14 protein-coding genes are annotated in these 14,006 nt (G+C 55.6%); 7 read left to right on the top strand and 7 right to left on the bottom strand.

Translation table 11 applies throughout. The features are described 5' to 3' along the window. Positions 1-20 precede the first annotated feature (20 nt). Positions 21-641 carry an energy transducer TonB gene (locus K0H81_RS18920; RefSeq protein WP_220059344.1) on the bottom strand — a complete coding sequence of 207 codons (621 nt, stop codon included), beginning with the start codon at positions 639-641 and terminating at the stop codon, positions 21-23. Positions 642-839: 198 nt separating this feature from the next. Here K0H81_RS18920 and K0H81_RS18915 point away from each other — a divergent pair, with 198 nt between their 5' ends. After that, the gene (locus tag K0H81_RS18915; protein ID WP_258406334.1) at positions 840-1,619 is read left to right on the top strand and encodes a class I SAM-dependent methyltransferase; all 780 of its coding nucleotides are present in this window, start codon (positions 840-842) and stop codon (positions 1,617-1,619) included. 51 nt (positions 1,620-1,670) lie between these two features. Here K0H81_RS18915 and K0H81_RS18910 read toward each other — a convergent pair whose 3' ends face one another. Next, positions 1,671-2,123, bottom strand: coding sequence for a tellurite resistance TerB family protein (locus K0H81_RS18910; RefSeq protein WP_220059343.1), 453 nt, complete (start codon positions 2,121-2,123; stop codon positions 1,671-1,673). Between the two features lie 91 nt (positions 2,124-2,214). Next, complete coding sequence (locus tag K0H81_RS18905) at positions 2,215-2,733, bottom strand: DUF2780 domain-containing protein (protein ID WP_011867388.1); 519 nt, start codon at positions 2,731-2,733, stop codon at positions 2,215-2,217. A 165-nt stretch (positions 2,734-2,898) separates the two neighbouring features. Between K0H81_RS18905 and K0H81_RS18900 the strand changes: the two genes are divergently transcribed. The 3 genes from K0H81_RS18900 (at position 2,899) to K0H81_RS18890 (ending at position 6,453) form a co-directional block, all read left to right on the top strand. Then, on the top strand, positions 2,899-3,612 hold the full coding sequence (locus K0H81_RS18900; RefSeq protein WP_041406790.1) for a hypothetical protein: 714 nt from the start codon (positions 2,899-2,901) through the stop codon (positions 3,610-3,612). A gap of 48 nt (positions 3,613-3,660) precedes the next feature. Further along, a complete protein-coding gene (locus tag K0H81_RS18895) occupies positions 3,661-5,079 on the top strand; it encodes a tetratricopeptide repeat protein (RefSeq protein WP_220059342.1) in 1,419 nt (472 codons plus the stop codon). Positions 5,080-5,169: 90 nt separating this feature from the next. Beyond that, complete coding sequence (locus tag K0H81_RS18890; protein WP_258406333.1) at positions 5,170-6,453, top strand: hypothetical protein; 1,284 nt, start codon at positions 5,170-5,172, stop codon at positions 6,451-6,453. Here the strand turns inward: K0H81_RS18890 and K0H81_RS18885 are convergent. After that, positions 6,443-6,793 carry a hypothetical protein gene (locus tag K0H81_RS18885; RefSeq protein ID WP_220059340.1) on the bottom strand — a complete coding sequence of 117 codons (351 nt, stop codon included), beginning with the start codon at positions 6,791-6,793 and terminating at the stop codon, positions 6,443-6,445. The two genes, K0H81_RS18890 and K0H81_RS18885, sit on opposite strands and share 11 nt — an antisense overlap. Before the next feature lie 141 nt (positions 6,794-6,934). Continuing rightward, entirely contained in the window at positions 6,935-7,927 is a 993-nt protein-coding gene (locus K0H81_RS18880; protein ID WP_144201475.1) for a LysR substrate-binding domain-containing protein, read from the bottom strand. Positions 7,928-8,037: 110 nt separating this feature from the next. Here K0H81_RS18880 and K0H81_RS18875 point away from each other — a divergent pair, with 110 nt between their 5' ends. After that, positions 8,038-9,240, top strand: coding sequence for a multidrug effflux MFS transporter (locus tag K0H81_RS18875; RefSeq protein WP_144201477.1), 1,203 nt, complete (start codon positions 8,038-8,040; stop codon positions 9,238-9,240). 78 nt (positions 9,241-9,318) lie between these two features. Here K0H81_RS18875 and K0H81_RS18870 read toward each other — a convergent pair whose 3' ends face one another. After that, a complete protein-coding gene (locus K0H81_RS18870; protein WP_220059339.1) occupies positions 9,319-10,272 on the bottom strand; it encodes a porin family protein in 954 nt (317 codons plus the stop codon). 224 nt (positions 10,273-10,496) lie between these two features. Between K0H81_RS18870 and K0H81_RS18865 the strand changes: the two genes are divergently transcribed. Further along, positions 10,497-11,099 (top strand): tRNA-uridine aminocarboxypropyltransferase, encoded by a 603-nt coding sequence (locus K0H81_RS18865; protein WP_220059338.1) that lies wholly within the window; start codon positions 10,497-10,499, stop codon positions 11,097-11,099. Between the two features lie 188 nt (positions 11,100-11,287). On the opposite strand, the gene K0H81_RS18860 is transcribed toward K0H81_RS18865, so the two are convergent. Then, positions 11,288-13,393 carry a putative bifunctional diguanylate cyclase/phosphodiesterase gene (locus K0H81_RS18860; protein WP_220059337.1) on the bottom strand — a complete coding sequence of 702 codons (2,106 nt, stop codon included), beginning with the start codon at positions 13,391-13,393 and terminating at the stop codon, positions 11,288-11,290. A gap of 265 nt (positions 13,394-13,658) precedes the next feature. Here K0H81_RS18860 and K0H81_RS18855 point away from each other — a divergent pair, with 265 nt between their 5' ends. Further along, positions 13,659-14,006: a hypothetical protein gene (locus tag K0H81_RS18855; protein ID WP_220059336.1), complete on the top strand. Its 348-nt coding sequence runs from the start codon at positions 13,659-13,661 to the stop codon at positions 14,004-14,006.

Here is a 14,006-nt window from a genome sequence, read left to right as displayed (position 1 = left end):
TTGGGAAAAGACGATATGATTCAGATCTGTTGATCTAACTTGAAGTCGAGTCTCACCTGCTGCCTGGTTTGTGGCATGACCCGTCCCTCTTCCATTTTAGGTTTATACTTCCATTTCTTTAACGCGTTGACGGCCGAACGGTTAAAGATGCGTTTCGGATTAGCCTCAATCACCTTGATGTTCTCGACCGCGCCGCTGGCCGTGATGTCAAATTCCAGCAGCACATAGCCCTCCTTGCCCTCCTGGGCAGCCGATACGGGATACTGAGGCGATACCTGAATGATGGGCAGAGCATCGCTCGTGTCGTTTACCGCATGTGAGTCTCGGGTGGTATTGACGACCTTAGGCATCTCGATGACACCCGGTAGTACTCCTGTTTCGCTGGTTTCACTCTGCTCGAATCCCTCGACCCGTCTGGGGGGCTGAAGCGGCTCTTGTTGAGGTTCTATGATGGTTTCCCGCTGCTTCTCTTCAGGCGGTTTGGGCTCGAAGGAGAGGTTTAGGTCGGGTGTTGCAATGGCGTATGTTTGAGTGGGCCGTTCGTTATCGATGAGTTTGGCCATGAAAGCGAACAGAGAAAGGGTGATCACACCACCGACTATGGCGATAAAGGTTCGTTTTAACAGTGCAGTTTCTTTCATAAAGCATCCTTACCTTATTATGTTTGCTACAAGTTATGCCACCTATTTGTAAGCAAATGTAAATAACGAACTTATAGGGTTATCACCCTTTTTTAGACTTGGCTAATAAAAAATCGATTTCGGGTCTAATTGAGATATTTTTAATTACATTTGTGTAACCAGTAATTTACATTTGGCGTTTATCCTAGGGCGAAACAGATGAACTGGGGGTTAGGTGTGAAGGCTTTTAATTTTGTTGTGTTATCGCTATTGGGAGGCTTGATCTTGAGCGGCATCAATTCTAGTTATGCAGAGGACGTGTCGGCGATACGGGTGGCCGTAGAGCATCCAGAGAGATTGGCCCGTGACAAGGCGCGTGACGGCAGCCGGCATCCCGAGGCCATCTTGAACTTTTTCGAGGTGGCGCCTGGGCAGAGAGTGCTCGATCTCTTCTCTGGTGGTGGTTATTACAGTGAACTCCTGTCTCGTGTGGTGGGCGAACAGGGCAGTGTGCTGGTACATAACAACCAGGCCTATCTGCCCTTTGCCAAGGAAGATCTGGCCGAGCGTCACTATCAAGAACGTCTGCCCAATGCCGAAGTGATTATCAGCGAAGCCGACGAGCTGCAACTGCCCGCGGCGAGCTTTGACCGCATCTTCTTCATTCTGGGCTTTCACGACACCTATTATCACGAACCAGGTTGGCCGGCCATCGACAGGGAAAGGCTATTGCAGCAGATGTTTACCAGCCTGAAACCCGGCGGTATCGTGGCGATTATCGATCACGACGCCGCACCGGAAAGTGACACCGACACGGCCCATGAGCTGCACCGTCTGGCCAAGCGCCATGTGGTAGATGCCATGGAGGCGGCCGGATTTAAACTGCAAGGGAGTCTGGCTGTGCTGGAAAACCCAGAGGATAAGCTGACGCTGTCGGCCTTCGATGAGGCGGTGCGCGGCAAGACCAGCCGTTACGTGCTTAAGTTTGTGAAGCCTTAGCTTTTGAGAGCGAGTTTGAAAGCTGGGTGCTGAGATTGCGAGTAGGCAACTCTAGCGCGTCTTGTTGATTGCGGCGTTTCTCAGCTGAATCAGTTCGCTGTGCTTGAGGTAGAGGAGTTCGGCGGTGCGGCGGATGATCTGATCTTCATAGCGGCATAGGTTGCCATCGGCGTAGGCCAGGGTCCACATGGCGAGGATCAGCTGCTGTTTCTGCTCCAGCGTGCACTGGTCGTTGATCTCCTTGGTGAACTCAAACAGCGAGGTGGCATTGCCCTGCACCTGCCTGGCCTCGGCAATTAGCGCCTGAGCCTCCTGCATGCTCAGCGATAGCGCCGAGGTGAGCAGCTCTGGCAGCAGCGCGGCTTCCTGCTCATCCAGGGTCTGATCGGCATACACCACTTCCAGCAGCAAACAGGCGGCGGCCAACTGCAGGTGTTTGGCCTTCTCTTCGGGAGACTCCGCATGTGTCTGGGCGGTGAGAAATTGCTTTAGCTTGGCGATCATCGCGCATACCTTTCAAGACTTGGGTAGAAGTTAGAGTCCCTGGAAAGGACAGAGTTCATCTTGTGTAGATGAACTCTGTTTCATCGAGGCTTTAGAGCAGGGCGCCCAGCCCCTGCATCAGCAGATCTGTGGTACCGGCGCCGGCGTTGGCGTCGAGATACCCCTTAACGATATCGACCATGGGCTTAGCCAGTTCCTTGGAGATGCCCAGCTTCTCAAAGGAATCATAGACCTGGGCGCCACCCTGTAGCGAGCTGCCGAGATCGCCCGCCTTAGAGAGTAGGCCTGACATGCCAGAGTCGCTGTCGAGCTGCGGCGCCGCCGATAGCAGGCCATCTATGCCAGGAATCGCCTCGGCGATAGGGCCGAAGCTGTCGCCGCCAAGGGTTGTCTTTGCCAGCGACAGCAGGCTGCCCAGTCCACCTTCCGCCTGGGTCTGGTTGAGACCTAGCTGAGACATCACAGTGCCAACGAGATCGTTGTTTTGAGTCTGGGTGGCGACCTGAGGTGCCTCTTCTTTCTTGGTGAGGTCGTCAAACCAGCCAGCCGATGCCGGGCTGCTGAGCAGTAATGAGCCTAAGATAACCGCGCTGATAGTGGATAATTTCATGAATCGCCATCCCATGGTGATTAAGTGCTAGATAGGCGACCTATTCTAGCCTAGCCTGGCAACAAGTTTGTATCTATTTTTAGACATGTGTTGTGCATTGGCGGCGAAATTTCGGTATCCTGTCGCACTCACAAGTTGGTTTATATCTATCTAATGGAAAGTCACATGTCATTATCAGCGATTTTGACCGAAGCTTATAACTTCTTTCGTAACCATATCCGCCAGTTAGCCGCACTTACCGTGCCTATCTTGTTCCTACAGGTGGGGATTCAGATGTGGTTAGGAATGGAGATCAATAGCGCGGATCTGGAGAATCCCCAGTTTGGCGTGCCCCACATGATCGCTATGATGGTGCTCTTGTTGGTCTTTTCACTGCTTATCGCCGCCCTGACGCTGTTTATGGAGGTGAGATCCCATGGGCATGAGCCGTCGACCGGCATACTGCTCAAGACCAGCCTGAGTTTCGTGCCGCCGCTGCTGCTGGCCGGTGTCTTCTCTGGCCTGGCAATTTTGGCACCTGTGATGCTGTTTGCCGCCTTTGGCCCTATCTGGCTGGTGGGTCTAGTGATCAGCATCTATGTGTTCGCCCGCCTGGCTTATGTGAACTTCATGGTGGTGGTCGAGCGTCTGACGCCGCTGGAAGCGATCAAGGGTAGCTTCAAGTTTAGTGGCCCTATCGCCTTCAAGACCCTGCTGGTTCTCATGCTCTACATTCCGCTGTCGCTCATCGGCGGCACCCTCTCTAGCCTGGCACAATCCGTAGGCTTCCCGCTGGTGTTAGTGGTCGAGGTGCTGGTGGCCTTCTTCGGCCTGTTCGTCAACGTCGCTCTATTCCGTCTCTACATGGTGTCGCGTCCCAGCATAGACGAGCAGGTGTGATCCTAAAGAGCAGCGCCTTTTAAATACAGCACAGACGGAGTCCTCACCTTGCTCAGCGATATCGAACTGGTTAGCCAATTTTCGCACGACCTGGGTGAAGACTACCGTGTGGCCAAGAGCTATGTGCGTGACGTGCCGACCCAGGCACTGCTGCACGTGCGGAGCTTCACCCATAGATTGACCGATAAGCTGGCGGCCTCCCAGCAGCTGGTTTTCGACAGCCCCAACCTCTACGACCGAATCGAACTGCTCAACCGTCAGCGGGTGATCAACGTGCGCCTGACCCGCGCCTTGCATAGGCTGCGCAGCGACGGCAACCGTGGGGCCCATCCCGAGAAATATCACCTCACCGCCGAGGCGCTCGAGCAGCTGGCCGAGAAGGCGATCGAACGTCTGGTCAAGCTGGTGGAAGATCTCTATCCGCTGCTCTGCAATGGGCCAGCCCCCGAGTATCGCTTCGAGCCTTTCGATGCCTTCGCCGGGCGGGATCTCTGCTACCGGGCCGTGATGGAAAACGATCCTCAGGCGCAGTATCTGGTGGGCATGTCGCTCAAGACCCGCGCCCTGATGCAGAAGGAGCAAGAGCAAGCTCTGCATGACGAGGCGGAGCTCGAGCTTGATCTTCAGAGTGAGGCCAACTTTAAGCAGGCGGCCCACTGGTTTGCCCTAGCCGCGCCCCATCTACCCGAGGCGAAATATGAACACGGCGTGAGCCTGCTGCACGGCTATGCTGGCAAGGCGGACGTGGCGGCGGGCGAGAGCGCCATCATAGCCGCGGCCAAGGCCGGGGTGGTGAATGCCATGGCCCTGCTGGGCTATTTCTATCTGGTTGGCAGCGAGCAGATCAGCATAGATACTCAGCTAGCCTATCGATACCTGCAGGCGGCGGCGGATCGCGAGCAGTCGGAAGCCATGGCGAACCTAGGTGTACTTTACTACCAGCAGGCCAACTATGCCCAGGCGTTTCACTATATCTCCGGCGCCGCCCAAGCCGGATACCCCCATGCCCAGTATCACCTGGCGCTCATGTTGGCGCGGGGCGAGGGCTGTGAGGCCGATCCCTTGGCCAGCGAGCAGTGGATGGCCGAGGCCGCCGAGCAGGGGCAACTCGATGCCATGCTGCACTGTGCCCAGCAGATGCTTAACAACGAGAATGCCTTGGGCAATGACTTCTCTCTGGCCGAGCGCTACCTGAGGGAGGCAGTGAAATATGGCCACAGCGTGCCGGCCATGATAGAGCTGAGCATCGCCCTGGCCGACGGCATATTGGGACGCATCGACGTGGTGGGCTCGGCGGCGCTGCTGAAGATGGCGCGCCAGCGTGGCAATGAACGCGAACGTGAGGTGATAGCCCCACTGTGGGAGTCGCTGGCCCTGCAGATCGATAAGGTCCTGAGCGTCACCCAAGATGCCGAGGAGCTGAGAGCCCTGCAGCGCGCACGGGAACTGCTGAGCGACCCCGCCTAATAGCTAACAATTAACAATTAACAATTATTGCATACAATATCCATTTATGGCTAAATGTGCGCCTCTGTTCTCAGCCGGTGTGGAGTCGCCTTGTCACAAATTCAACCTATTCGCTGCCAACTCTGCCAGCAGACGCCTTGTTTGACGCGGTGCGCCGAGCACAACGACACTCTCAACCAACACGCCGCAGAATACGTTAAGCTGGTGTTGGCCATAGGCCATCATGAGCCCCTCTATGTGGATGCCTATTACGGTCCCGCCAAGTGGCAGGCCGAAGCCTCAATGCTGTCCCTGCCAGAGCAGGCTTCGCGCTGCGCCTCACTTATGGCAGGGCTCGCTAATGCCGGTCAGGACCAGCCCTGTCAGCTCCTTAGGGAGCGTCATGGCTTCCTGAGCAAGCAGCTCGGCTCGGTGGCGACTTACCTTAAACGCCTGATGGGTCAGGAGTTTAGTTTCGATGCCGAGTCGCAGCTACTCTACGATACCCAGGCGCCCAAACTGAATCTGAGTGACTTCAGTGAGGTGCTGGCAAGAATCGATAGCCTGCTGCCCGGAGAGGGGAGTCTGACTAAGCGGTTTGACGCCTATCGAAGCCAGTTTATCGTGCCGGCCGACAGAGTGCCTCAGGTGTTCACCGCCGCGGTGGAGCAGGCGAGGCTGCTGACAAAGCGCCATCTGCCCCTGCCGGAAGGGGAGCAGTTCAGAGTCGAGTTCGTCAAAGATCAGATCTGGACCGCCTACAACTGGTATCAGGGGAATTACGCCAGCCTGATCCAGCTCAATCAAGACCATCCCCTGCACCTTGATCGCGCCCTGGAGCTGGCCAGTCACGAGGGCTATCCAGGCCATCACGTGTTTAACCTGCTGCAGGAGCGTGAACTGGTGAAGGGGCTTGGCTGGTGGGAATATGCCATCTATCCCCTCTATAGTCCCATCTCGTTTCTCTCCGAGGGTAGTGCCAACTATGGCCTATCGCTGCTGATGACCAAGGAGGAGAGAATCGACTTCGAGCAGCGGGTGTTGATGCCCATGGCGGGGATAGAGGGGGATCTGCAGCATTATCATGAGGTGATGGAAGCCTATAAAGCCTTGGCTAATCTGGATACGCTGGTGTGCAGGCAATTGATCGACGGCGAAATAACTCGCGAGGAGGCGGCGCGGTTACTGGTGGAATTTGCCCTCTACACCCCAGAAAAGGCAGCCCAGCGGGTGCGTTTCTATCAGGCTAATCGTAGCTATGTACTCAACTATCACCATGGTGAGGCGAGCATCGGGGAGTATGTTACGAATCAGGCCCGTGATAACGCACAGGCCTGGGAAGTGTTTGCCGCTCTACTGGCAAGGCCAAGGGCGGCGAGCGGGATTATTCGTTAGGGTCGTGCTCGAAGGTGCGACCCTGACGTGGGGCTTGGGTCTTGCCAAAGGGCGAAGCGGTCTCAAACGACTGCGACGAAAACCCCTTGTGGTCAAAACCTTGCGTCTGTCCGCCGAAGGCGGCATTCCCCTGCTGGCGGAACTTGGCCAGCTGGCGCTTAAGAAAGACCCGGCCAAACAGGCTCAGGATGATGAAGCTTAAGGCGCCGACAAGAATGACAAAGGGAAGCGCTAGCAAGACCAATGTCATCACAACTAAACCGATAGCGAAGGCCATCCAGCCTTTAGTGCCTGAGAACCTATGCTGGAAAGGCGTCTGTTGAAATTGATGATAAATCATAGTTTCTCCTTCATGGCGATGGCTCGATTGTGCCCATATTCGCCCCACGAGATCACGTTAAATTCGTTTAATCTTCTTCGTAAACTGTTACTAAATGTCTCGGTGGCGGCAGAAACTTATCTTAACTGCCATAAGGTTAACCTAAGCTGAACCGGATGCCGATAACGCATCTTCGGGCTGGTTGACCGCCTGGGCGACGCGCTTGCAGATGGTCTCGCGGATCCACTTGTGCCCGGGTTCGTCATCGTTGCGCTCGTGCCATAGCAGTACATAGGCCAGGGAGTGGAAGTCGAACGGCAGCGGCAGCTCCTCCAGCGCGTAGAGCTTGCGGGCGTGGGCGGCGAAGCTCGAGGGAACTGTAAAGATAAGATCGCTATGGGCGCAGACGCTGGCGGCGCCATAGAAGTCGGGCACTGTGGTGCTCAGGTGACGTCGCTGCCCAGATTTCGCCAGAAAATAGTCCAGCGCCCACCACTCGTTGCCCTCGCAGCGCACCTGCACATGGGACATTTCCAGATAGATGTCGAGATCCCACTGATGATTACGGATGGCCGGCAGCATGGGGTGGCCTTGGCGCACCAGGCAGACCTGATGATCGGTAAACAGCGTCTGGTGAGCGATCCCTTCCGGCAGCCTGTCGATGATGAGATCCGACTGTGGGTTGATGTCTCTGCCCGTGATGCCGAAATCTATCTGGCCCTTCTGCAGGGAGGAGAGAGACTTCTCCGTCCACAGGTAGGAGTCTAGCCTGAGATTGGGGGCGTTGTTGAGCAAAGGGCCGATGAAGTAGGGGATCAGCGTCTCATAGGCACTCTCCACCATGGCGAAGGAGAACTGGCGTCTGCTGCTGGCGGGATTGAAGCTAGGCGGTTGAGTCAGCAGGTAGAGTCCCTGCAACATGTCAGGCAGCTGCTGGCCAAGCAGGGCGGCGTGGGCCGTGGGCTTGAGGCCGTGGGCGGTGCGGATAAACAGGGGATCTCCCAGGGTATCGCGCAGCCGGTTGAGGCTCTTGCTCAGGGCAGATTGACTCAGATGCAGACGGCTGGCGGCGCGGGTTACGCTGCGCTCCTCCAGTAACACCTGCAACATCACCAGTAGATTGAGGTCGATACGCGCCAAGTTGTCGAGATTCATAGATATTCCTTACAGGAAATTAGCTTTTGAAATTATACCATTTCTGTTCATAACTTGGCTGGTCTAAAATAAGCATCATTACCTTTACCCCTACATAAAATTAGAGAAATATGCGTCGGAACCTGTTACCCATACTCATGTTGATGGTGGTCTTGAGCCCATTAGCCATCGACATCTATCTGCCCTCTATGCCCGTGATGGCGGCCGAATTTGCTGTGTCGGCCAGTCAGGTGCAGTCGACGCTGGTGCTGTTTCTGTTTGCCATGGGTGTCGGTCAGGTGCTGATCGGCCCGCTGGCGGATCGTTACGGTCGTCGTCCTATCGCGCTGGGTGGTCTGCTGCTCTATATCGCCAGCAGCCTGTTGGCTGCGGTGGCGATGGAGTTTCAATGGCTGCAACTGGCGCGAGTGCTGCAGGGGCTGGCAGCATGCTCAACCTCTATCGTGGTATTTAGTGCCGTCAGAGACTGTTTCACTCCTAAAGAGGGCGCCCGCTACTACAGCTATCTTAACGGTGTGATCTGCGTGATCCCTGCTCTGGCGCCGACTCTGGGCGGCCTGCTGGCGCTGCAATTTGGCTGGCGATCCACCTTCGTGTTTATGACACTGTACGCCATCATCATAATGATCATCGTCGGCTATCGTCTGCCAGAGACGCGTCCGGCCAACACGGTTACCGAAGGGCCGCTCTATCGCTGGTCGCGTTATAAGCCTGTGTTGATGGACCCGCACTTTATGTTTTATGCCTTCGCCTGTATGGCGGGCATGGCGGCGATTCTTGCTTATGTCTCTTACTCGCCCGTGTGGCTTATCGAGACCATAGGCGTGTCCGAGCTGACCTTTAGCGGCCTGTTCGGTCTCAATGCCCTGGTGAATATCGGTGCCTGTTTCGCTGCGCCTGTGGTGATTCAGAAGCTGGGGAACCGCCCGACCGTTATCGTCGCCCTGAGCGCCATGTTGGTTTCGGCACTGCTACAGTTTGCGGTGCAGTGGGCAGGGCCACAGACCGGACTCGCGGCTGCTTTCGGCTTCATGCTGCCTATGATGCTCTTGTGTATCGGTTTCGCCCTGCTGCTTGGTCCGGCGACCAGCATGGCCCTGGCGGGCTTTGGCGAGCGTGCCGGTACGGCGACCGCCATGCTTGGCTTCATTCAGATGAGCGGCGCCTCGATTCTGGCGGGTCTGGTGCAGCAGACCTCGCTGACCGCACCCTACGCCGTAGTTGTCGTCATGGGCGGCCTGGCGAGCCTTCTGCTGGTTGCCATGAACATGAGTCGACTAGACACCTGGCACCAGGAGCGTCACGCCCATTGATAGGCGCAACCTAATCCATTAGCAACACCCTTTTAGCCTGCATTAGTGACCTCAATGCAGGCTTTTTTTGGGCTGACGTTAGAAGCGGGCGTTTACCCCAATACCGATAAGGAACTCATCTGCTAAATCTTCATCGGAAAATCGCTTAACCCCGGCGAAGTTAGCGGCGAAGTTGTTGGATATTTGCCACCAATATTTCGTCGACAGGCTAAACAGGTTGATGCTGTCATCATAGCTGTATGTGTAAACGGTATTATCCTGGGTGGGCAACTGGGCTTTTGCATCGCTATTGAACCAGCTATAACCGGCGCCAACTGACCAAGCCGGGGTGATATACCAGTCGGCGCTCAGGCTCACGTGAGTCGTGTCGTTTTCATAGCGGCTCTCTATCGGTCGGGAAGCGATGACACTGCTGCTTTCTAGTTTGCCATATTCGATCTGGGCCTTTAGATCTAAGCCTGTGGTCGATTGCAGCGGGAAGTATGTGCGGATATGAGCGCCATAGAGACTATTGTCTAGATCGTAATTAACGACTTCCTCTGTGCTCATGCTCCAAGAATCTGAGTTACCTTGATACTGGTAATAGATGGCGACTTCGGAGCTGTCGTTAAAATAGTAGCCGAAGTTGATGCCATAACCGGTTTGATCTTCATCTATCACAGATGCAATCAAATCGTCTTGAGCCACATCGAGATAGAGATAATTGGCGCCGATAAACCATTTGGAGTCCATCACATATCGGCCATCTACTGTGTAGCGAACCGTATCGTCATAGGCGTTTTCCTGAGCATACATACCGCCTAAATAGGAGGTTTGCGCAAGGAATCCCGCCAGTGCATGGGGGGCATTGTTATTCTCCACAGGTTTAAAATAGAAGCGGTAGTCAAGGTTCCAGACACCGTCTTCGAAGTGATCTGTGTCGGTGCCGAAGCTCACATTGGCTTCGTGTTGAAAGGTATTAACGGCTTCACCGGCAAACGCCTGTGTCGTTAACCCTAGGAGGAGAGGGAGTGTGAGTAGCTGTTTTTTCATGTTCTTCTTCCTTGTTGATTTATTGGCAGCGTCCATGCTGTGATAACACTCAGCTGCCCGTTATAATCTTGCTTTAAGACGAGCCATTGCCCAGCGCTGGATTATATTTGTTAATCGATTGTTGTGTAAAGGTTTGATTTTTATGCGTGAGTTTTAAGTGGCCGAGTCGCGCAGTGTGTCAGCTCGGTTAGATATAGCACTCAGCCATCGCTATCGAGGATCTTGTGAGCCGTCCCGTTTGCCCCCAATGCCAATACCCGGTTAATGCCTGTCTGTGCGACAGCATTCGTCCGTTATCTACCCGCGTCGAGGTGATCGTGTTGCAGCACCCCAGCGAGGTGTCTCATGCCAAGAACAGCGTCAAGCTGATGCAGGCTGTGATGGGGGAGCAGTTGCGGCTGGTGGTGGGGGAGACGCCGGAAGATTTTGCCGACCTGAGGGGCTATCTCGCGGCGCAAAGCGGGCCTGTGTGTCTGCTCTACCCCAGCGAAACCAGCCAGCCACTGGCGGCGTCGGTGCAGCACCAAGATGCGATCTTGTTGCTGCTCGACGGTACCTGGCGCAAGGCCTACAAGTTGTTGCAGCTAAACCCTTGGCTGCTTGAGTTTACCGGGGTACACCTGAATCTCGACGCCCCCTCCAAGTACACCATACGTAAGGCCAAACGGGATGATAGCCTGTCGACCCTGGAGGCGGCGGCGCTGGCCATAGAGACGCTAGAACCTGGCTGCGATGTGTCGCCACTTCATGACGCCTTGGCGGCCCTGGTGGAGAAACGTCTGGCGGCCATGCCCCCGGCGGTGAGGCACAGATACGAGCCCAAATAACTTGGTGATAAAACTGTGAACCAACTATAGGTTGCGGAAAAAGCCTATGGGGTAGATCACGATAATCTGAAACGAATTAAGGTCTAATAGCCTGAGTCACTCAAGATAGAGTGGTCAGATAGCTGTGTCAGTTTACTGTCCATGCAGGGAGGCAGTATTGCCCTCGAGGCGCTGACACAGTTATCGGTTTAATGCAGGATGAAGTTTGCCTTGGTGAACTGCTCCGCCGCCGTCGGATAACCATAAAAATACCCCTGGGCGAACCCTTGGCCCATCCCCGCCAGTATCTGTTTCTGCTTCAGCGTCTCGACCCCTTCTACCACAAATTGGATCTTAAGCGCCTGGGCCAGCTGTATCATGGCCTGGCAGAGCTCGCGACCCTGGGGATCGTTGAGTCGTTCGGCGAAGCCCGCATCTATCTTGAGCGTGTCTATGGGTAGGCTGCCCAACTTGCTGAGGGAAGAGAGCCCGGCGCCGAAGTCGTCGATAGCGATACGCACCCCTAGTGCCTTGAGATGGTTGAGGGTAGCTTTCACCCGCTTGGGCTGGCGCAGCAGGGCCGATTCGGTGATCTCCAGTACCAGGCCGTTGGCGGGCAGGCCGCTGGATTCGAGCGCATGGGTTACCTGCTTAACAAAATCCGGATGTTCCAGTTGGGTTGCCGACACATTCACGCAGGCCTGAAGTGGTTTATCTATCTCGCTGCGCCACTTGGCGACCTGCTCACAGGCGGTGGTGAGCACCCACTGACCTATGTTGATCAACAGGCCGGTTTCTTCCAGCAGGGGGACGAAGTCGCTGGCTTCGATTATCTCTGTATCACTCTTGTGCCAGCGCAGCAGCGCCTCGACTCCCAATACCTGGCTGCCATCGAGGTTGACGATCACTTGATAGGCCAGCTGGAACTGGTTCAGACTAAAGGCGTGGCGCAGATCGTTGATCGTCTTCAGCTTGTATTGGGCATCTCTGTGCATCTGGCTGTCGTAGAAGAGCACATGGTTAGGGCTCTTCTTGGCGCAATACATGGCGGTGTCGGCAAAGCTGAGCAGTTGCGCGGCCTGGTCACTATGTTCCGGGAAGCAGGCTATGCCTATGCTGGTACCCAGGAAGAACTTCTGACCGTTGATCTCGAAGGGCGCGTCGAATATCGCCAGCAGCTGCTGCGAGATGGCCTCAATCTCCTCGCTATCCTGGCAATCGTTTAACACTAAGGTAAATTCGTCGCCGCCGAGACGGGCGATATGGGCATTGTCGATGCAGCTGGCCTCGAGGCGTGCGGCCACCAGTTGCAGTACCTTGTCGCCTGTGGCGTGGCCGAAGCAATCGTTCACATTCTTGAAGCCGTTAAGGTCCAAAAACATCACGGCGCCCGGCTTACCGCCTACCTCCATGGCATCGGCCAGTACCTGATCCAGATGCAGCTTGAGCTGGTGGCGGTTTGGCAGTCCGGTCAGGGTGTCGACCATGGCCTGTTCGGTCAGGCGCGACTCCAGCCGCTTCTTGGCGCTGATGTCGCTAAATAGGGTGACATAGAAGATCTCGCCGTCTATCTGTAGCTTGCGGCAGCTCTTCCAGGCGGGAAACTGGCTGCCATCGGAGCGGGTCTTCATTGTCTCGCCCTGCCAGCTGCCGCGTTCTTCCAGGCTCTGTAGGAAATCGGTTTGTCTTTGGCTGGCCTCGCAAAATCCCTGTAGTTCCAGCGGACTCTTATTCAGCAGTTGGTCGGCACTATAGCCGCAGATGCGGCACATCGCCTTGTTGACCGCGATTATCTCATGCTGGTGGTTACTGATGTAGACGGCTTCGGCGCTGTCTTCCAATATGCTGGAGACCAACTGCGCCGGTAGGCGATCGAATCCGTTGGATACCGTCTCGCGCCGTTTGGCCCTGCGATCGGCGGGATCGAAGCGCGCCAGGATCACTTGGCTTCCCTCATGATCTGCCGGCAGCATGGTGACCTTGGTGGGGAGCTCACGCCCCAGCTGGCTCATGTGCAGCCAGTTGATGCTGACCACCTCGCCCTGATGGACGCGTTCGATCAGTTGCTGCGCCACCTCTATGCTGTTGATGCCGCTGGCCTGGATCCGTGGGGAGAAGTCGTAGGGGGTGGCCGTGATGAAGCTATCGCGCTGGGTGTCGAAATAATCCAGCGTGCCCTGACTGGCCCCTATGAAGGCGTGTCCCTTGAGAACGGCTAGGTAAGCGCACTCATCCTGGCGCCAACTGTCGAGTTGCCGCTGAATCTCAGGCTGTGCGCTGCTAAGCTGCGCCAATAAGGTAAACCAAGGGCCCATAGGGTGCTCCAAGAGATGGCTCGCAAATGGGGCATAGAGCAGCATATCTTGCCTGCGCTGGTCTTCTCTGTGCCAATTGGGTTAAAAATACCGCGAATTGACAAGAGACTCAAACCTAAGGATAAGTTTTTGCATGGTTTTTCAGTCATTTTTATGACATTTGTTAACAAATCCCTTAAGGGAGCCGGGCCTCAGGTTTTTCAGCTTTGCGCTCGTGATAGTGCTAGAATCACCACAGACCCTCATCTGGTTAAGGATAACTGTCATGTTGACCCGCTCAATTTCTTGTATCGTCTTGGTGTTGTTCGCTAGCCTGAGCTGGGATCTGGCGGCGAAGGAGCATAAGCGCATGAGCCCTAAGGCCGAGGAGGCCAGTAAGATTGCCCGCCAGACGGAGGCGGAGCAGCTAGAGAAGGCCAGAAAGGCAGCCAACGCCACTCAGGCGAGAGAGCAGGCCGTGCTCGAACGTCAGCAATCGGGCGAGTGGCAGGAAGACCAGCGCGAGAAGGCGCAGCGTCAGTTTAACGAGCGCGAGAGTCGAGAGTCTAAGTACTTAAAAGAGGCGCGCGAAGCCGCGGCCCAAGAAAGAAAAATCCCCAAACCCAAAAGCTAA

The sequence above is a fragment of the Shewanella halotolerans genome, from assembly GCF_019457535.1.
Taxonomy (GTDB): Bacteria; Pseudomonadota; Gammaproteobacteria; order Enterobacterales; family Shewanellaceae; genus Shewanella; species Shewanella halotolerans.
The sequence above is the reverse complement of the archived record's forward strand: the minus strand, read 5'-3'. Positions and strand labels throughout refer to the sequence as shown.